The organism is Caulobacter sp. GW821-FHT11E10, from assembly GCF_058808375.1.
The window spans coordinates 150,103-170,819 of the sequence record NZ_JBXARP010000008.1 but is presented as its reverse complement, the minus strand read 5'-3'; the positions used below and the strand labels follow the sequence as shown (position 1 = coordinate 170,819).

Sequence of the window (20,717 nt, the reverse complement as noted above, 5' to 3'; positions counted from 1 at the left end):
GGGCGCGAGCTACCTAAGCGGCTATTGTCAAGCTTACGGCAATCAAGAAGTGTGCACCCCGAGATTGTCTTGGGTGGGGCGCGATGTCTTGGGTTGATAGCCGCTTTGCGAGCGCGCTGGCGCTTGCATGCGCTTCGCTGATCGCGTTTGACGCCATCGGCCAGACGGCGACCCAGTTCAGCTACGATCCGCTCGGACGGCTCAAGCAGGCCGTCGACGGCGATGGCAAGACGGTCATCTACGAGTACGACGACGCCGGTAACCGCGTCAGCCTGAGCAATGGCGCGCCGCTGGGCGAGCTGCAGCCCGCGAGCTTTTCGGCCTCCTCGAACGCCGGAGGGTTCACCGGCCTGACGGCGACCAACGGCATGAAGGACCAGGTGTTCAACACCCAGGCCTCCACGCACGTCACCCAGGTTCAAACGCTCTCCTGGATCCAGGCCGACCTGGGCGCCGGACAGAGGATCGATCACGTCGACATCGCCGCGCCCGACAGCGCCCTCAGCGGCGGTGGCGTGGCGGCGCTGAACGGCGCGGTCGTCGAGTATTCGCTGGACGGCTCCAATTGGAACCTGGGCCCGGCCGTCGACGGCATGACGCTTGGAGTCTATCGCAACATCGCCCTGCACGGGGTCCAGGCGCGCTATGTGCGCGTGCGCAAGGCCTCCGCGGCTGTCGGCGTCGGGGATTTCCGCGTCTACAGCACGGCCGCGCCCTACAACCAGTCGCCCGTCGCGCGAGGCGACGTCGTTAGCATCGACAAGAACCAGCCCCTAGCGTTCGACCCGCGAGTCAACGACGAAAACGATGACGGGCCGTTGATCATTACCCAGGCCGGCGGCGCTGTGAACCAGCAGTCGTTCTCCTTCACGTCGACGTCGATCAGCTACACGCCGAGGACGGACTTCATCGGCACGGAGACCCTGACCTATACGGTTTCGGACGCGCACGGACTGACCGCCAGCGCTCAGATCACGATCAACGTGGTCGGCGCCAACAATCGGGCGCCGGAGATCCGGGCGGCCTACAGCGGCACTACCAGCTTCCAAACCCCGAAGCCGTTTGATCTCTCGTCCTTTGTCGTGGACCGCGATAGCGACCCTCTGCAGTTTGCTCAGCTGCCGACGTTCACCTACGGCTCGGTGACCCCGACCGGCGGCCTGACCGCGACCTACAATCCGCCGCCCGGCTGGTCGGGCACGGACCAGTTCAGCTACCGCGTAACCGACGGCAAAGAGATCGCGGTTGGCTATGGCTCAATCCAGGTCCTTCCCGCGTCCGGTCAGGTCAACAAGCCGCCGCTGACGGTCAGTGACAACTGGACGACGAGCAAGAACCGGCCGGTCACCCGCGACCCGCGCATCAACGATTTCGATCCGGAGAACCAGTCCAATTTGGTTTTGCGGGTTGTGCGCGTGTCGCCGGTTTCCCAGCGCGGCGGGACGATGGCGATCTCGCCCGACAAGACGCAAATCACCTATACGCCGCCGAGCGGCGCGACGGGGGTCGATAGCTTCCAATACACGGTGGACGACGGCACGGCCGGCTCCGAGTCTACGGAGACGGTGACGATCAACATAGTGGGCGCCACAAACAATCAGCCTACGGCTGTCGCCGACAACTACACGATGTTCAAGAACCCGCCCGGTCAGTTCGGCTCAATCCTTGGGATGTTAGTCCTCCAGAACGACGATGACCTAGATGGTGATGCGCTCACCGTTATCGGGGTGTCGGATGCGAGGGCAGTCTCGACCGGCGCCGTTGCGGGGAACGTCACTTTCTCGGCCAAAACCGTGAACTTTGCCCCGACCGCAAGCTTTATCGGTAACGCTACTATCAACTACACGATCACAGATGGTCGTGGGGGCAACTCTACCGGGACCATTACGGTCAACGTCGTCAATGCGGACAATCACCTCCCCGTCGGAGTCAATAAGACCTACAACATTCCCGCGAACGATCCCTTTATTTTTGACCCGGTGACCAATCAAGATTCTGACCCGGACCAGGATCCGATCTGGATCGGCTCCGCTGGCATGGATAATGCCCGTATGCCGGCCAGAGGATCGGTGGTCCAATATTCAATAGATCCGAGCAAAAATGCTCTTTTTAGCAATTTCCTGAAGTATACGCCTGAGAAGAATGTTGCGCCGTATACGACGGAGATCGTCTATGTTTTGTCGGACGGACACACGACCGCAGTCGGTGTTAGTTCTGGCCCCGTCATTGTAACCCTCAATGTAGGATACGGAGGGCAACCCGCGCCGCAGGCGCTTCCGACGAGGATGTCGGCCACCGGCATTGCCGGCAGCCAAGCCGAAGCCGAAGTCCACGCGACGGGCTCCTACAGCAACATGTCTATTGTTGCTCAGCCGTCGTTTGGTCACGCTGACATTATCCTACCAGGTCAGCCGTCGCCGCTTTCAGGCACGGTCTCGTCCGGGTACCGGGTCCTTTATACGGCCACGAACAGAAGCGGGACCACGAGTTTCCAGTTCCGCGCCGAAGGGGCGGGCGGATTGGGCGCCCCCGCGGCTGTCACTGTGGAGGTCGAAGCGATGCCGGCGTCGGTGCCGCAGGAGACACCAAATCCTGTCGTGCAGCCCTATACGGACAACAATGTACAGAGCGACACTCTCACATCCATGTACCTATTGGGCGGTGCATCAGATCCCAACGGTTACCCGCTTTCGGTGACCAACCTCACTACGCCTAGTCACGGCGTGGCCACCAACGTCGGCGGCGGATACGTCACCTATCGATCCTATCCAGGCTATCTGGGCGCCGACAGTTTCGCCTTCGTCGTTTCGAACGACCATGGGGGCAGCTCGACGAAGGCGGCGAACCTCACGATCGTTCCCCCGGCCAACAACAATCCCGTCGCGGTGAGCGATACGTCGATGCCGGCGGGCTACAACACCGTCACGGACATTCCGGTGTTGAACAACGACACCGACGCGGACGGTGATCTGCTAACCGTTTATCAGATCTCGGGAGCCGCATCGTACGGCTCGGCCATGGTGAAGCCTGGTGGCGGCGCGGTCACCTATACGCCCAATACCGGCTACTCCGGTCCGGACAACTTCACCTACCAGATCACCGACGGTCGCGGCGGCTACGCCAGCGGTCAAGCCTACATCGTGGTGCAGCCGCGCGCCAACGCCAGCCCGCAGGCCGGCGACGACAGCTATGCGGTGGCCTACAACACTCCCGCGACCCTGACGGTGCGAGACAACGACGGCGACCCCGACGGCGACCCGCTGACACTCTCCTTTGCGGCCATGCCGGCCCACGGCTCGGCCTCGGCCAGTGGCCAGACGGTCATCTATACGCCTTTCCAAAACTACGTCGGCCCTGACGCCTTCACCTACACGGTCTCGGACGGGAGGGGCGGCGCGGCGACCGCGCGGGTGACCCTGACGGTCCTGCCAGCCCCCAACCGGCCGCCCAGCGCGGCCAACGACAACGGGATCCAGGCGCCGTTCAACGTCGCCAAGCTGATCAGCGTGCTCGGCAACGACAGCGACCCTGATGGCGACGCGCTCTCGGTCATCGCGGCGACCAAGCCGCTCCATGGCCAGGCGACCTTCGTCGGCGGCCAAACCGTGACCTATGTTCCCGACACCGGATATGTAGGCGTGGATTCCTTTGGCTATACGGTTTCGGATGGTCATGGCGGCACGGCCGTCGCGACCGTCAACCTGACGGTTCTGCCCGCGCCGAACACCCCGCCCGTCGCCCGCGACAACGGCCCGGTCCGGATGGCGTACAACACGCCCGTCTCGATCAATGTCCTGGTCAACGACACCGACGCCGACGGCGATCCCCTGAGCATCAGCGCGGTGAGCGGCGCCCAGCACGGCCAAGTGACCTTCGCGGGGGCGTCGGTGACCTATACGCCGATCCCCAATTCCATCGGCTATGACAACTTCACCTACACCATCTCCGACGGTCGCGGCGGCGCCGACACGGCCACCGTGCGCGTGGAGGTGATGCCGGCGAACAACCAAACCCCGACGGCGGTGAACGACGGTCCGATCTCGGTGACCTACAACACCGCCAAGACCATCGCGGTCCTGGCCAACGACACCGACGCCGATGGCGACACGCTGAGCATCAGCGCGGTGGGGACGGCGACGAAGGGTACGCCGACCATCTCCGGAACGTCGGTGATCTACACCCCGACCAACGGCCAGACCGACGCGGACAGCTTCACCTACACCGTCTCCGATGGTCACGGCGGCACGGCCACGGCCACCGTCTCGGTGACGATCGGCGCTGCCCCGAACACCAATCCGACGGCGGTGAACGACGGCCCGATCGCGGTGACCTACAACACCGCCAAGACCATCGCGGTCCTGGCCAACGACACCGACGCCGACGGCGACACGCTGAGCATCAGCGCGGTGGGGACGGCGACGAAGGGTACGCCGACCATCTCCGGGACGTCGCTGATCTACACCCCGACGACTGGCCAGACCGGCGCGGACAGCTTCACCTACACCGTCTCCGACGGTCGCGGCGGCACGGCCACGGCCACGGTCTCGGTGACGATCGGCGCTGCCCCGAACACCAATCCGACGGCGGTGAACGACGGTCCGATCTCGGTGACCTTCGACACCGCCAAGACCATCGCGGTCCTGGCCAATGACACCGACGCCGATGGCGACACCCTGAGCATCAGCGCGGTCGGCACGGCGACGAAGGGCGCGGTGGCGATATCCGGGACCACGGTGATCTACACGCCGACCACCGGTCAGACCGGTGCGGACAGCTTCACCTACACCGTCTCCGACGGTAAGGGCGGCACGGCCACGGCCACCGTCTCGGTGACGATCGGCGCTGCGCCGAACACCAATCCGACGGCGGTGAACGACGGCCCGATCGCGGTGACCTACAACACGGCCAAGACCATCGCGGTCCTAGTCAATGACACTGACGCCGATGGCGACACGCTGAGCATCAGCGCGGTCGGCACGGCGACGAAGGGTACGCCGACCATCTCCGGGACGTCGCTGATCTACACCCCGACGACTGGCCAGACCGGCGCGGACAGCTTCACCTACACCGTCTCCGACGGTCGCGGCGGCACGGCCACGGCCACGGTCTCGGTGACGATCGGCGCTGCCCCGAACACCAATCCGACGGCGGTGAACGACGGCCCGATCTCGGTGACCTACAACACCGCCAAGACCATCACGGTCCTGGCCAATGACACCGACACCGATGGCGACACGCTGAGCATCAGCGCGGTCGGCACGGCGACGAAGGGGACGGTGGCGATCTCCGGGACGTCGCTGATCTACACGCCGACCACCGGCCAGACCGGCGCGGACAGCTTCACCTACACCGTCTCCGACGGTCACGGCGGCACGGCCACGGCCACCGTATCGGTGACGATCGAAGCGGCGGGCAATCAGCCGCCTGTGGCGGTGAACTACAGCGCGCAGACCCTCTACGGCAGCCTCGCGTACTTCGCCATCAAAGCAAGCGCCAGCGATCCGGATGGCGATCCGATCTCCTTCATTTCGGTGACCCAGCCGAGCCATGGCGTCGCCCAGCTGCTTCCGAACGACATCATCACGTACTCGAGCACCGGCTACAGCGGTCCCGACAGCTTTACCTACACCGTCTCCGACGGTCGCGGCGGCACGGCCACGGCGACGATCTTCGTGACGGTCGGCGATCCGCCGCCGAATACCAATCCGACGGCGGTGAACGACGGCCCGGTCGAGGTGATCTTCAACAGCCCCAACTACATCGCTGTCCTGAACAACGACAGCGACCCGAACGGGGATGTGCTCAGCATCAGCTCGGTGACGCAGCCGAGCCATGGCGAAGTCCAAATCATCGAACGCTACGCGCTCTACGCCAGCACGCCAGGCTATGTTGGTCCTGACAGTTTCACCTACACCGCTTCCGACGGCCGCGGCGGCACGAGCACCGCGACCGTCACGGTCGAGGTCTTGCCGGCCAATAATGAGCTTATTCCCGCCAGCTTCAGCGCCTCGTCCAGCTATAGCTATGCGACATCTGGTTATACCGGCCTGACGACGCCCAATGGGATGCGCGATGGTCAGTTCCTCGCCAACAGCACGATCCATGGAACGAACCCAGACGCTAACGCCTGGATCATGGCCGATCTGGGCTCGCCGACGGTCGTGGGCAGCATCAAGGTCGCACCCGCCGATTCCGCTGCCGATGGCTCTTGGGGGGCCTACTACCTCAACGGAGCGGCCGTTCAACTCTCAGGCGACGGCGCCATTTGGACGACCGTGGCCACAGTGTCCGGCGCGTCGGACGGTTCGTACACGGTCATCAACACCCAAGGGATCACGGCGCGCTACGTGCGTATCCAAAAAACCAACGACTATGTCGGGCTTGGTGATTTCAGGTTGTATTCGAATCCGGGCGGCGGCGGAAATCCGCCGGCCAACAACAATCCGACAGCAGTGAACGACGGTCCGATCTCGGTGGCCGAAAACACCGCCAAGACCATCACGGTCCTGGCCAATGACACCGACGCCGACGGCGACACCCTGAGCATCAGCGCGGTCGGCACGGCGACGAAGGGCGCGGTGGCGATTTCCGGAACGTCGGTGATCTACACGCCGACCGCCGGCCAGACCGGCTCCGACAGCTTCACCTACACCGTCTCCGACGGTCGTGGCGGCGCGGCCACGGCCACTGTCTCGGTGACGATTGGCGCGGGGCCGAACCAGGCACCCGTCGCAATGGATGACAACTACGAAAATGCTCCCGTGGTCTACAACGGCGCTGGTCATTTCTCACCCATGGAGAATGACAGCGATCCGGATGGCGACGCGATCAGAATCATTTCTGTGACCCAGCCCAGTCATGGATTCGTGTCCTGGAACTTGGGCTTGGTTTCCTATGGCAGCGCGTCCGGTTACAGCGGCTCCGACAGTTTCACCTACACGATTTCGGATGACCGAGGGGCGACGACGACGGCGACGGTGTCGGTGAGGGTTCTAGCCAATCAGAACCCGATTGCGGTGAACGACGGCCCAATTTCTATTGCTTACAACACAGCCAAGACGATCCCGGTCCTGGAAAACGACATCGATCCCGATGGGGGCGCCATAAGCGTTTCGTCCGTGAGTACGGCTACCAAGGGGGCGGTGGCGATCTCCGGAACTTCAGTGGTCTATACCCCGACTGTAGGCGCGACTGGCGCCGACAGCTTCACCTACACCCTCTCCGACGGTAGCGCTTCGGCCACGGCGACGGTCTCGGTGATGATCAGCGCGGCCCCGAACACCAACCCGACGGCGGTGAACGACGGCCCGATCTCGGTGACCTACAACACCGCCAAGACCATCGCGGTCCTGGCCAACGACACCGACACCGATGGCGACACGCTGAGCATCAGCGCGGTCGGCACGGCGGCGAAGGGCGCGCCGTCGATCTCCGGCACGTCGGTGATCTACACCCCGACCACCGGCCAGACCGGCGCCGACAGCTTCACCTACACCGTCTCCGACGGTCGCGGCGGCACGGCCACGGCAACGGTCTCGGTGACCGTCAGCGAGCCAACGAGCGATGAGCTCATTCCCGCCAGCTTCAGCGCCTCGTCCGGCAGTCCGGATTACAAGGGACTGACGACGCCCAATGGCATGCGCGACGGCAGGTTTGTCGCCGAAAGCTCGGTTCATGGCACAGGTAACGGCGCCGAGGCCTGGATCCGCGCCGACTTGGGGTCTGCGAAGGCGGTAGGCAGCATCAAGGTCGCGCCAATCACCGCCACTCTGTTCTGGGGGGCGGCCTATCTCAACGGCGCATCCGTTCAGTATTCGACGGACGGCTCCAACTGGGCAGCCGTGACTACGGTGTCGAGCGCGTCCGATGGTGCCTATACGACCATCAACATGGGCGGCGTCACGGCTCGCTATGTGCGGGTCCGCAAGGCCAACCAATATCTCGGTCTTGGTGATTTCAGGCTGTTCTCGGGAGCGGATGGCGGCTCCAACCCGTCCGCCAACATCAATCCGACGGCGGCGGACGATGGTCCGATCGTGGTGGCGTTCAACACGCCCAGAACTATCAGAGTGTTGGCCAACGACACCGACGCCGATGGCGATACGCTGAGCATCTTGGGCAACAATGCGCCGTCCAAGGGGACGGCGGTGATCTCCGGCACGTCGCTGATCTACACCCCGAACACCGGCCAGACTGGTTCTGACAGCTTCTTCTATATCATCTCCGACGGCCGCGGCGGCACGGCGACCGCGACCGTTACGGTTACGATAGACGGTTCCGGCAGCCTCAATCACGCGGCCATCGCCGTGAACGATGGGACACCTACGAGCCCGATCCAGATCGCCTACAATACCGCCAAGACCATTGATGTCCTGACCAACGACAGCGATCCCGACGGCGACGCCTTCAGAATCTGGGGGTACAGCAGTGGGCAAAAGGGTGTGGTTACGGTCTCCGGCAATTCGCTGATCTACACTCCAAATACTGGCGCGGGCGGCTCCGACAGCTTCTCCTATGACCTCACCGACGATGTCCAAGGTTTGAGCACGGCCACCGTCTATGTGAAGATTGCGACACCTCAACAACCGCCAGTCGCGCACGACGACGGCGCGTACAGCGCGCCCCACAACCAGGCGCTGTCGATCAACGTCCTGAGTGGCGATAGCGACCCGAATGACGACCCGCTCACCATCGTTTCGGTGACGCAGCCTAGCCATGGCGCGGTGCAGATCATCGGCGGAGAATACGTCACCTACACGGGTTCGCCGGGCTACGGCGGTATCGACAGCTTCACCTACACGATCTCCGATGGTCACGGCGGTACGGCGACAGCCACGGTCACGGTGGTGGTCGACTTCCCTAATGCCATCCCGATAGCGGTGGACGATGGTCCGATCTCGGTGACCTACAACACCGCCAAGACCATCGCCGTTCTATTCAATGATACCGACGACAACGGCGATACGCTGAGCATCAGTGCCGTCGGTTCGGCCGCTAAGGGGGCGGTCTCGATCTCCGGGACCTCGGTCATCTATACGCCGACTACCGGTTCGACCGGCTCCGACAGCTTCACCTACACCATCTCCGACGGGAAAGGCGGCACGGCCACGGCCACCGTTTCGGTGACCATCAGCGCCGCGCCGACCGGTGGGAATGTCTGGGTGACCTTCTCCACCGCGAGCGCTGTGGATCTCAATCGTCGAAACACGGGCGTGGACTTCACCAAGACGTTCAACCCGAACAGCGGAGGCTTTGCGATACTCACCCTGCAGAAGGGGGTGATCAGCAGCGCCACCTATACAGGGGGATACACCTTCCCCGGCAGCGTGACGCTCGCGGGCGCCGCCGCTGGCTCTTGGGCTGTTACGCCTGGCGAGCGCATCGGCTTCGCCCTTGAAGGCAAGCCGGTAGGGGCGACCACCCACGTCGATGTGAACGTCGCTTACTACACCGCTTCGGGGGCGAGCGCCGGCACCTCCAGCGTCACCACCAAGACGCTGACCTCGGGGAGCTTTGTCCGAACCAGCGCGGCCATGACCGTACCGGCCAACGCCGCCTACGCCCTGGTCGTCGTCGAGCCCAAGGACTCCGGCAACACCCGCAGCTCAAGCTCCCACGGCATCGTCATCCGCAAGCCGCAGTTCCACCACCTGGCGGCCGGCGCCCCCGTGCCGGCGTACGGCCAATGATCCAGTTCCTCTCAAACCGCTCAGCCCTGCACAGCCAGAACATGGGATTTGACGTGATGCGTGTCTCCAGGCGGTCCGGTTGGAACCTGCGACGGGCGCTGTGCGCGGCGGTCATCGGCGGCGCGCTGCTTGCGCCGGTCGTGGCCTTGGCTCAATCGGGCTATCCGGCGCCGCGTCTACCGAGCGTGCGGCTGCTTCAGCGCACGCAGCTGGTGTCGCCTTCCTTGGTGACGATCGACACCAGTTCGCCCGCGGCCGCCGCGGTCCAAAAAGCCAGGATCCAGGACCTAGCCGAGGGCCTGGATAAGGATCCCGACCGGATCTACCAGTTCGTGCGCGACAACTTCGAGTTCGAGCCGCAGTTCGGCCTGCACAAGGGCAGCGACGGCATCCTGATGGACCGGGCCGGTGGGGCCTTCGATCAGGCCGCGCTGATGGTCGATCTGCTGCGCGCGTCAGGCTACACCGCCCAGTACGCGGTCGGTGTGGTGGAACTGGGCGCCAACGCCGGCTCCATTCTGCGCGTCACGGACGCCAAAGCCGCGTGCATCCTGTTGGCGTCGGGCGGAACCCCGGCCACGGTCAACGGCCAGACCGATTGCGCCAATGTGTTGGGCGCGATCACCTCGGTGAAAATGCTGCATGTCTGGGTCCGGGCGCAGATCCCTACGCCGACCGGTACACAGAGCTACGAGTTCGATCCCTCGCTTAAGACCCACGTGAAGAGCAGCGGCCAGGACATCTGGGCTCTGGCCGGCTCGAGCGCCACTACGGCCTGGTCGTCGGCGGCGCCCAGCCTGAGCCAGGGCGCGCGCAATGTCAGCGGCTACAGCCCCGCGGCGATCAACGCCACCCTGACCGGGATCGGCTCGACCCTGGTGGGGCGGCTAAAGACCGACTTGCATTCCAAGAGCATGGAAGAGCTCGTCGGCGGCTGGTCGATCACGCCGAGCGGCGAAGCCCAGTTGCGTCAGGCCGCTCTGCCGAGCGAGTCCGGAACGACCTATTGGACCGGCGAGGCGCCGGCGGCCTATCGGGCCACCTTGCGGATCGTCACCGCCGGCTTCGAACAGCTCTACGATCTGCCGAGCATCTACGGCGATCGGGTCGAGCTGCAGATGTATTCCGACCCCCAGCGGAACGCTTCCTTCCGCGTCTATGACCAGGTGTGCGAGGCGCTGCCGGACGCGCTGACGACCGATCCATGCATCAACTATCGACAGGGCGTGACGATCAACGGCGCGACCTGGGACGGCAAGGTCACCCTGTCGATCACCCATCCGTATCCTGGCGCGGAAGCCTTCGGCCAGGAGACCGTGGTCAAGTCCACCGAGCTGGGACGCCGCGTCGACCTGATCGTCCGCACCGCCGGCGGGGCCGGCGAACGCTATTCGACCCACCGCGCGGCGGTCGACACCTTCATCGGCGCGAATTTCATCCCCGGCGCCAAGGATCTCGACAACTGCTACATCGGCGACCAGCCGCCGCTGACGGTCGATCCGGAAGGCGAAACAAACTGCGCCACGGTTGTGAGCCCCGCCTACTTCAAGACGACAGGCGGCCTGTTCTCCTTTGGACAGGTGCGCGGCGCGGAAATGAAATTCCGCAAGGACCACCTAGCCAACCTGTGGGCGGCGCAGGTCGATCGCGCTCTGGCGCTGTTCGAGCCCCTCAGCCAGTCGCGCATCCTGCCCCAGCACAGCCTGGGCCTGGCGCTCCAGCCCAGCATCAACGGCTTTGGCGCGTTGGACATCGATACGGCCGTAGCCGTGGCCCCGATGGGCTCGACCTATCAACCGCAACAGGTGCTTCAGGCCCTGTCCTCGGCGCTGGTGGCGTTCGAAAGCTCCGCGCTTTCGACCTCGCTCGCCGACCGTGAAAGTCTGGGCGAGGGCGATCGCCTCGGCGATGCGATAATAAATCCCAATACGCTGAACGCCCCCGAGCGCATGGCCGCGGGGACGTCGGTGACGGTGCTCGATCCGGGAGAAACCTCGGTCCTGCTCCCCGCCGCCACGCCTCCGGCGGTGAAGACGCAGGCCGATCTCTATCTGGGGCAAGGCTTCAGCGTCGCGGTGAGCGATTTCAACGGCGGCGGGGGCGCGAGCTTCTTCGCGCGCCGCTCGGACGGTTCCGAAAGCGCCTGGATCATCATGGAACCGAGCGCCACGCCGGTGTTCCGCAAGGGCGCCACGACAGCGCCGATACCCAATCCGCTGGACTTCCTGGGCAAGCAGGAGGTCAAGGCGATCTCCAAGAACCTGGCCCCGACCAAGCTGGGCGTCGTCGATCTGCAGAGCGGCGCCATTTCCTTCTCGGAGGATCCCGATGTCACCATCGGCGCCGGCGAGTTCCCGGCCAGTCTGAGCTTCGTGCGCAGCTACAATTCCAGCGGCGCGGCCGCCCAGGGCGGCGGGCTCGGCGCCGGCTGGACCTACAACTGGGCCTCGTCGGTCTCGGCCAGTTCCGACGCCTTCGCGCTCTTCCCCGAGGCCGACAGCGCCACGGGCGCGCCGACCCTGATCGCCGCCATGATGTTCCTGGAGGCCGGTCGTCGCGACACGATCGAGGCCAATCTGGTCGCCGGCGCCGTGGCCCGCTGGTGGCGCGGCCAGACGGTGAGCAATGTGCGCAATCTGTCGGGGGGCGGGGCCAGCGCGCGCTTCGTGCGGCTGGTGGACGGATCCTGGCGCAACAGCGCCTCGCCGTCGGACCTCCTGACGGTCATCACCAATGACGCCGATCCTGCACACGCCGAATACGATTGGCGGATGGCCGACGGGTCGGTGCAGGAGTACCGGCGCCTTGAATACTACAACGATCCCGGCGGTAGGCAGCCGGGCGCGCAGAAGGCGCTCAAGGCCTGGACGTTCCCGAGCGGGATGCGCGTCGATCTCGAGTACGCCGTCGATCTGAAAGACAACTGGGCGTCGCTGCGCAAGGTCAGGAACAGCCTTGGCCATGAGCTCTCGTTCCAGCAGGAGGAGAAACTGGACAAGGACCTCTGTCAGCTGCTTCCGGAGAAGGAATGCTGGCTGCAGGGCACCTATGCCGGCACGCTGAAGAAGGTGACCGCCGGTCCCAACAGCTCAGCTCCCGACAGCGTCGTGTTCGGCTACATGCCGATGATCTGCGAGAAGGGGACCAATCTCTGCTACGGCCGCCTGGGCAGTGTCACCCACACCGGCTTCAAGCTCCGCGAGTATGCCTACTACCAGGATCCTAACGCCTACACCTTCCTGACGGAGGTGAAGGATGGGAGCGTGCCGCGCGCGACGTTCACCTGGGCGGTCAAGCCCGGCGCCGTTCGACCCCACGTCACCCATGTGACGGACGCCCGGGGCAACACGTCGAAGTTCTATACGACGGGCGCCTATCTCGGCGCGTCGAAGGACGCCAAGGATTATCGACGCCGCGTCGTCTACGATGGAAGCGGCCGGCAGATCGCGAGTTTCGACCCGCGGAACGCCGCCTCGCGGACGCAGTATGACGGCATGGGCCGGGTCGTTCGGGTCGAGAACCCCGAGCAGGACTGGTCCGTCAAGACCTACGACTATCGCTCCAATGTGCTGAGCGAGACCCAGAATCCCAAGCCGGGCGCCAGTCCGCCGCCGTCTCTGACGACCTACACCAGCTATGTCGTGGGCCCGACCACGCTGGACTGCGGCGGCGTGGCCCTGGCGGCGCGCTGCAACAAGCCGGCCTCGACCACCGACGCGCGCGGCAAGGTCACGAACTATAGCTGGAACGACACGACCGGGACCCTGGCCCAAGTCCTGTCGCCGGCCGACGTGGACAATCGTCAGCCTCAGGTCGACTTCGCCTACGTCACGCTCAACGGCATGCAGTTCCTCGACCAGAAGATCGAGAAGATCGACGGGTCAAGCAGCGTGACGACGACCTACGAGTACGACGCCGCCAACCACTATGTGGTCAAGGCCTCCACCATCGACCCCGGCGGCCTGGCCATCCGCGGCTGCTACAAGTTCGATAATCGCGGCAACCTGATCAGCGTCACCGACGCTCGCGCGAGCACCTGCCCATGAGCCGAGAGATGAACAAGACGCGCTTCTCGCGCCGCGCGGCGACGGCAGGCCGCTTCCTGGGCGGGGCGATGCTGGCCTTGGTCCTGGCCGGCCATGGCGCCCCGGCGCTGGCGCGTGACGTGACGAACCTGACGCCGTCGGACCTGTCGACCTACTTCCAGTGGAACACTCTGCGGCAGCTGACCCTCAAGGTCGGGCCGGACCCGGACGGGGCGGGGGGCAAGCCTCGGCGGGCCGAGCGCTACCACTACGATTCCGACGGCCTGGTCGACTGGATCGAGATCGGCACGACGACCACCACCGATGGCTCCGACTTCACGCCGCTGGAGAAGACGGCCTACGTCTATGACGACGTCGGCAATCTGGCGCGCCAGACCACCTCGTCGCCGACCGCGCCGGCGGGGACCCCGCCGCTGGCGGTGCAGCAGTTCTCCTATGACGAACTGGACCGGCAGACCTGCACGGCGGTGCGGATGGATCCGGGGACCTATGCCGCCCTGACCTGGAACGCCTGCGCCCAGGCGGCCACGACCAACAGCCTCTACGGGCCCGACCAGATCAGCATGAAGGTCTATGACGGCCAAGGTCAGGTCATCGAGGAGCACCGGGGCCTGGGCACCAGCAAGGCGCAGATCTGGTCGAAGGCCAGCTACTCGGCCAACGGCAAGGTCCTGACGGTGACCGACGCCAACGGCAACGTCTCGACCAACACCTATGACCGCTTCGACCGTCTGGCGCGCACGGAGTTCCCCAAGACCTCGGGCGCGGGGTCCAACGCCCTGGACTATGAGGACTACGGCTACGACGCGGCGGGCAACCGCACCTCGCTGCGCAAGCGCGACGGGCGGGTGTTCACCTTCGAGTACGACAACCTCAACCGTCAGGTGGTCAAGCATTACCCCGGCGACGCCGGCAAGGACGTCTATACCGACTACGACTTGCTGGGCCGGCCGACCAAGGCGCTGTTCGCCTCGCGGACCGGGACGGGCGTGGTGTCGACCTACGACAAGGCCGGCCGCCGTCTCAGCGAGACGACCAACGGCCTGGCGATCAACTCGCGCTATGACGCGGCCGGCAATCGCGATCGGGTGACCTGGAGCGACGGCTTCCACCTGACCTACGACTACAACGGGGCCTCGCAGCTGAAGTCGCTGACGGAGTCGACGGCCTACAACCTGATCGGCTTCACCTATGACAGCCTGGGACGGCGCGAGGCGATCACCCGCGGCAACGGGGTGACCTCCAGCCTGGGCTATGACGAGGCCAGCCGCCTCAAGAGCCTGGGCCACACCAGCTTCACCAGCGGCGCGCCGGTGCTGCAGACGGCGCTCTACACGCCGGCCAGCCAGGTCACGGCCCAGACCCAGTCCAATCCGAACGTGGTGTGGACGGGCCACCCGACGACCACGACCTCGACCACCTATAACGGCCTGAACCAGGACAAGGCGGTGGCGATCCTGAACCCGGGCGCCTGCCTGCCGATCGATCCGCAGGCCGGCTACGACTGCAACGGCAACCAGCTGCGCGACGCCCAGGGCGGCAGCCGCACCTTCGCCTATGACGCCGAGAACCGGCTGATCCAGGTGACGGGCCCGTCGAGCCTGACCCTGGCCTACGATCCGCTGGGCCGGCTCCTGACCACGACGACGGCCGGAACCGTGACCCGGTTCCTCTATGACGGCGACCGCCTGGTGGGCGAATATTCCAGCGGCGGGACCCTGCTGCGGCGCTACGCCCACGGCGTGGGAACCGATGAGCCGCTGGTCTGGTACGAGATCTCGGGCGGCAGCGGTCGCAACTGGCTGCACGCCGACCGCCAGGGCTCGATCATCGGCACGTCCAGCCAGGCCGGAGCCCTGACCGCCTATGCCTACGGCCCCTATGGCGAACCACAGAACTGGGCCGTCGGAACCAGCTCACGCTTCCGCTACACCGGCCAGATCGCCCTGCCGGAAGCCCAGCTCTACCACTACAAGGCCCGGGTCTATGACCCCAAGCTCGGCCGGTTCCTGCAGACGGACCCGATTGGGTATGAGGATGACTACAATCTCTACGCGTATGTGGGGAATGACCCGGTCAACAATGAAGATCCGACAGGGACGCAGACGCAGGCGAATCCCATGTGCGTAAGAGCTGGTGTCTGTAAGCCGGTGAAAGAGATCGAGATGAATTACAGAACAACATCAATCACGGCGAATATAAATTCTGTTGCCGTATTTGGTGGAAAGGTTGGTGCTGGGTTCGCTAGGGTTGAGGATCTTAAATCGGGCACGAGTCAGGATAATTTTGTCCTAAAGGCGGCCGTTGCTGGCGGGGGCGACATATCCCTGGAGGGCTCGGCTGAGGTGGAACATTCTGCTCAAAGGCCTTCGACGGGAGTAAGCCCCTTCGTCTCGGGTGCAATTCCCTTTGTTGGCGCTTCGGCGCAGCCTGGATCTTACGCATCATCAGTCAATGGCGGTTGGAGTCCTTTGCCGGGAAGTGCAACGGTTGGGGTGGAGGTCAAGGTGATGATACCGCTCAACGAAGAGCAAAAGCGTGGAATTGATGCATTGGCCTCGCAGCTCAAGCAGGCTGCGCATGATGCGAAGGTGGCGGCGTACGGCTCAATCTGTACTCGCTCGCTCAATGCTTGTTGATCGATAGGGAGTTCAATCGTTCATGTGTCATTTAGTATGGCGACGAGCAGGTAAGCTTTTTGTGGGTATCGCGGTGACGCTTGTCGCCATAGGCGTTTTGGCCTGTAGCGGGCCTTCAAATATTTCGGCAGGCTATATCAAGCCGGAGAACGAACTTGAGGTAGCGCTGGTCCTCTCATCCCAAGGAAAAGCGCCATCCGGAAAAGGACTAAATGACGTCCTTATGGATGCGCCAGTTTATTTGGTTGTTTCGAAAGAAACACTTACCGAAAACGGTGAGATTCGAGATCTAAATAATATTTCCTATCTAACGATTAAGGACAACGGTCGTGAGGCCATGGCGTTGTACACGGGAAAGAAGCGTCTCGTTGAGAGGTTTGGTTCTGTTCCGTACATATATATGCCGGGCAACATGGCGCTAAAGCTTGCAAAGGGGTTGCCTGTAGTTGTTAACTCTGGATTGTCTCCTTCGGCTTTTATAAAGGCCGAAGTTGTTTCGAAGCTGTTGCAAAAACGAGAATCCGCCAAGCAGGCAATTTAGGCGCTGACCTGTGCTTTGTGCCTGACGGGCTCCTACTCTGGGAAGCTCCGCTCTATCATTACAAGGAGCAGAATTACGGAATTACGGTGACAGTGCATTAATTGACGCCAAATCCTCGCCGTGCCAGCGTCGCGCAGGGCCCGACTAGCGCGCACGGTCTTCGAAGGCGTTCCCCACCATGTCACGCAGCGTGGCAATGGTCGGGCGCGGACGTTCTTTGGCGAGGCGGACTATCAACTCTATCGCGACTTGCTCGCCGAGAACGCCGCCAAGGCGGGCGTCGAGGTCTGGGGTTGGGTGCTGATGCCCAACCACGTCCACCTGATCCTGGTCCCTTCCGACCCCGACGGCCTGCGTCGCTGCCCGGCGCCGACACACCGTCGCTGTGCCGGCGTCATCCATGGGCGGGAGGGGCGCACCGGCCATTTCTGGCAGGGCCGTTTCGGCTGCGTGGCGATGGACGAGGCGCATCTGGGCGCGGCCTTGCGCTATGTCGCGCTCAACCCCGTGCGGGCGCGGTTGGTCGAGCGCGCCGCGGACTGGCCCTGGTCGAGCCTGCGGGCATGCCTCGACCCCGGGCGGGGCGACGGTTTGACCCGCACCGAGCCGGTGCTGTCGCGCTATCCAGACTTCGCCGCGACGATCGCCGACGGCGAGGACGAGGCGCTGTCGTCGAGCCTGCGACGCGCCGAGACCATCGGGCGGCCGGTGGGCGGCGCGGCGTTCCTCGAGGATCTGGAGCGCCGATCAGGTCGCTCGCTCAGTCCCGCCAAGCGGGGGCGCAAGCTGAAACAAGAATTGAATGCACTGTCACCGTCCGCCCACGCGCCCACAAGGTCGGCATAAGGATATCCTTATGCGATATCCGGTGCTAGATTTCGCCCCATGACTTCAATCACCACCGTCGGCGTCGACGCCGACGACACCCTCTGGCACTGCGAGAGCAAGTTCAGGCTGTCCCACGCGCGGTTCCTGGAGCTGCTGTCCGAGCACGGCGACGCCGAGAAGATCGAGCGCCAGCTGCTGGCCGTCGAGAAGCGGAACCTGCGGGTCTATGGCTACGGGGCCAAGGGCTTCACCCTGTCGATGATCGAGACGGCGCTGGAGGTCACCGACGGCGCGGTCGACACCCGGGTGATCCGCGAGATCCTGGCCGTGGGCCGCGAGATGCTGACCGAGCCGATCGAGCCGCTGCCCGGCGTCGAAAAGGCCCTGGCCGAGCTGTCGGACCGCTATCGCCTGATCCTGATCACCAAGGGCGACCTGCTGCACCAAGAGCAGAAGCTGGCCTCGTCGGGGCTGGGCGACTATTTCGTCGCCGTCGAGATCGTGTCCGAGAAGGACGCGGGCACCTACCGCCGGGTCTTCGACCGCTACGGCACGGGCGCGGCCCAGGCGGTGATGGCCGGCAATTCGATGAAGTCCGACATCCTGCCGGCGCTGGAGGCGGGCTGCTGGAGCGCCCTGATCCCCTATCCCCTGGTCTGGGCCCATGAGGCCGCCGAGGCGCCGGAGGGGCATGAGCGCTATGCCGAGCTGGCCAATATCGGCGAGCTGCCGGGCTGGGTGGATGGGATCGCCCAATCCTGATCCCTCTCTCTGAGAGAGAGGGAGGGGCCCGCGCCGAAGGCGTGGGAGGGTGAGTGGTTACGCCGGTTGACGGCGTGCCGGCACTCCGTCGAGCTCCGTAACCACTCACCCCAACCCTCTCTCTAAGAGAGAGGGAGCTTTACGGCGCGACCTGCGGGCCGGCGCCCTTCAGCGCCGTCTTGGCCTTGCCCAACTTGGCCACCCAATCCCGCGCGGGTCGCTCGAACGCGACCAGCGAGAGATAGGCGATCGGGAACAGGGCGATGACCCAGAACAGGCACCACAGCCGCATGGCGTCGCCGTTCAGATGCCAGGTCCCGAAGCCGACCCAGTTGAGGGCGATCTTCAGGGCGATCGGGTGCAGCAGGTAGAGGCTGAAGCTGAGCTGCGCCCACGGGGCCATGGCCCGGCTCACCCCGCCCTGGACGCCGGCCGCGTCGGCCGCCACCCCGGCCAGGCCGATGGCGTAGACCAGCAGCAGCAGGGAGGTCCGCGACGCCCCGGCCCAGGAAGCCGCGAAGAACGCCGCCACCAGGGCCCACATGACGAAGCGGGCCAGGGGCAGCTTGCCCAGCAGGTCGCGCATCTGGAACGCCAGCATGCCCAGCATGAAGCCCGGCACGGCGCGGGCGACGCCGAAGTCGTAGGTCCACTGCGAGAAGGGCGTCCCGGTCCGCGAGATCCACAGCAGCAGCGCCAGGCTGCCGAGCGCCACGGCGGCGGTGGGCCAGCGGCCCAAGGCGGTAATGCGAAAGAGCAGGGGCAGGGCGATATAGAGCCCCATCTCGGCGCTGATCGCCCAGCTGACGAAGTTCCAGGTCTGGGCTTCGCAGGTCCCCCAGGCGTGGATGAACAGCACGTTCTGGGCGATGCAGCCGACGTCGTAGCGCGAGGCGTCGCGCTCGTTGATCGCGCCCGCCCAGCCGAGGGCGGCGATGACGATGAAGACCAGCAAGGTCAGCCAGTGCAACGGTCCCAGCCGCGCCACCCGCTTCTGTAGGAAGTCTCGGTACTTGGCGAAGGTGGTGATGCGGCCGGTATAGATCGCCGCCATGACGTAGCCGGAGATCAGGAAGAACAGGTCGACGATCAGGCTGAAGCTCTTGACCGTGTCGTCCACCGCTTGCCAGCGGCCGTCCAGATTGATGAACCGGTTGAAGTGGAACACCACGATCATGACGGCGCCCACGATGCGCAGGGCGTCCAGATGCAGCATCTGGTCGGAGTCGGGTTTCAGGGGGGGCAGCTTCAGCATGGTGAAGTGGTGGGGTGGCGCGCGCCGATGGTCAAGCGACCGCCCTGACGCAACAAACCTCGTCATCCCGGCCGTAGCGAAGCGGAGAGCCGGGACCCAGGGGCAAATGCAGTGCGCCGGCCCCTGGGTCCCGGGTCGGCTACGCCGCCCGGGATGACGAGGCCTTTTGAACCGATAACTAGGCGATCGATCGCCACGCGCCCGGCGATCGGCCGGTCAGGGCCTTCACGTCCCGGGTCATGTGGGCCTGGTCCGAAAACCCGGCCTCCGCCGCGATGTCCGCCAGCGACGTCATCCCGCCGGTGATCATCCCCCAGGCCCGCCGCGCCCGGGCCTCGACCCGGTAGCGGGCCGGGCCGACGCCATAGACCTGGCGGAACCAGCGGAAGGCGGTTTCGCGGGCGACGCCGTGGGCGCGGGCCCAGGCCTCGACGCCGAGGTCGCCGGCGTCGGACAGGGCGGCGGCCATGCGGTCGGGGGCGTCGTCGAGGGCGGGGCGGCCGGCGGTCCAGCCGCGCGCCAGCCAGGCCGAGGCGGCGGTGGGATCGCGCTCGGCCAGGCGGACCAGGGCGTCCGGATCGGCGATGCGGGCGATCGCCAGGTCCGGGACCTCGGCCAGCGGCAGGTTCAGGACGACGGCGCGCCGGGCCGGGGCGGGGTTGCAGTGGGCGCTGAAGGCGGCGTGGACCAGCACGTCGCCGGCCTCGACCCGCCACCGCCCGCGCTCGCCGGCCTCCTCATAGCCGCCCGCCAGCACCACGGCCGCATAGGGCCGGGCGTGCAGGTGACGCGGAATGGCGTCGCCGGTCAGGGTGTGCCGGAGCGGCGGGTGCATGAGGGGAGGTTAGCCGGGCCGGGAGGCCGCGCCAGTTAAAGCGGTGTCATGCGGGGGATCAAAATCCTCCCCCCAGCGGGGGAGGTGGTCCGAAGGACCGGAGGGGGAAGTTCGCCTGACCC

At 65.0% G+C, this 20,717-nt stretch carries 8 protein-coding genes and 1 pseudogene; 7 read left to right on the top strand and 2 right to left on the bottom strand.

Translation table 11 applies throughout. The annotated features are described in order from the left end of the window. The first annotated feature begins 83 nt into the window (after positions 1-83). The 6 genes from AC1RRV_RS17895 to AC1RRV_RS17870 all read left to right on the top strand — a co-directional run bounded on the left by AC1RRV_RS17895 (position 84) and on the right by AC1RRV_RS17870 (position 18,505). Positions 84-9,689 carry an Ig-like domain-containing protein gene (locus tag AC1RRV_RS17895; RefSeq protein WP_492860994.1) on the top strand — a complete coding sequence of 3,202 codons (9,606 nt, stop codon included), beginning with the start codon at positions 84-86 and terminating at the stop codon, positions 9,687-9,689. Then, the gene (locus AC1RRV_RS17890) at positions 9,686-13,735 is read left to right on the top strand and encodes a transglutaminase domain-containing protein (RefSeq protein ID WP_492860993.1); all 4,050 of its coding nucleotides are present in this window, start codon (positions 9,686-9,688) and stop codon (positions 13,733-13,735) included. Before AC1RRV_RS17895 ends, AC1RRV_RS17890 begins: the two co-directional genes overlap by 4 nt. After that, entirely contained in the window at positions 13,732-16,374 is a 2,643-nt protein-coding gene (locus tag AC1RRV_RS17885; RefSeq protein WP_492860992.1) for an RHS repeat domain-containing protein, read from the top strand. Before AC1RRV_RS17890 ends, AC1RRV_RS17885 begins: the two co-directional genes overlap by 4 nt. 73 nt (positions 16,375-16,447) lie before the next feature. Next, positions 16,448-16,915, top strand: a complete 468-nt coding sequence (locus AC1RRV_RS17880) for an SseB family protein (protein ID WP_492860991.1) — start codon at positions 16,448-16,450, stop codon at positions 16,913-16,915. Between the two features lie 120 nt (positions 16,916-17,035). After that, entirely contained in the window at positions 17,036-17,761 is a 726-nt protein-coding gene (locus AC1RRV_RS17875; protein ID WP_492860990.1) for a transposase, read from the top strand. Between the two features lie 39 nt (positions 17,762-17,800). Further along, positions 17,801-18,505: an HAD family hydrolase gene (locus AC1RRV_RS17870; protein WP_492860989.1), complete on the top strand. Its 705-nt coding sequence runs from the start codon at positions 17,801-17,803 to the stop codon at positions 18,503-18,505. A 139-nt stretch (positions 18,506-18,644) separates the two neighbouring features. On the opposite strand, the gene AC1RRV_RS17865 is transcribed toward AC1RRV_RS17870, so the two are convergent. Continuing rightward, complete coding sequence (locus AC1RRV_RS17865) at positions 18,645-19,760, bottom strand: acyltransferase family protein (protein WP_492860988.1); 1,116 nt, start codon at positions 19,758-19,760, stop codon at positions 18,645-18,647. Between the two features lie 48 nt (positions 19,761-19,808). Here AC1RRV_RS17865 and AC1RRV_RS17860 point away from each other — a divergent pair. Then, positions 19,809-19,901: pseudogene (locus tag AC1RRV_RS17860) on the top strand (hypothetical protein); the annotation flags it as partial. Positions 19,902-19,938: 37 nt separating this feature from the next. Here the strand turns inward: AC1RRV_RS17860 and AC1RRV_RS17855 are convergent. Further along, positions 19,939-20,595 (bottom strand): helix-turn-helix domain-containing protein, encoded by a 657-nt coding sequence (locus AC1RRV_RS17855; protein WP_492860987.1) that lies wholly within the window; start codon positions 20,593-20,595, stop codon positions 19,939-19,941. Positions 20,596-20,717: the final 122 nt, after the last annotated feature.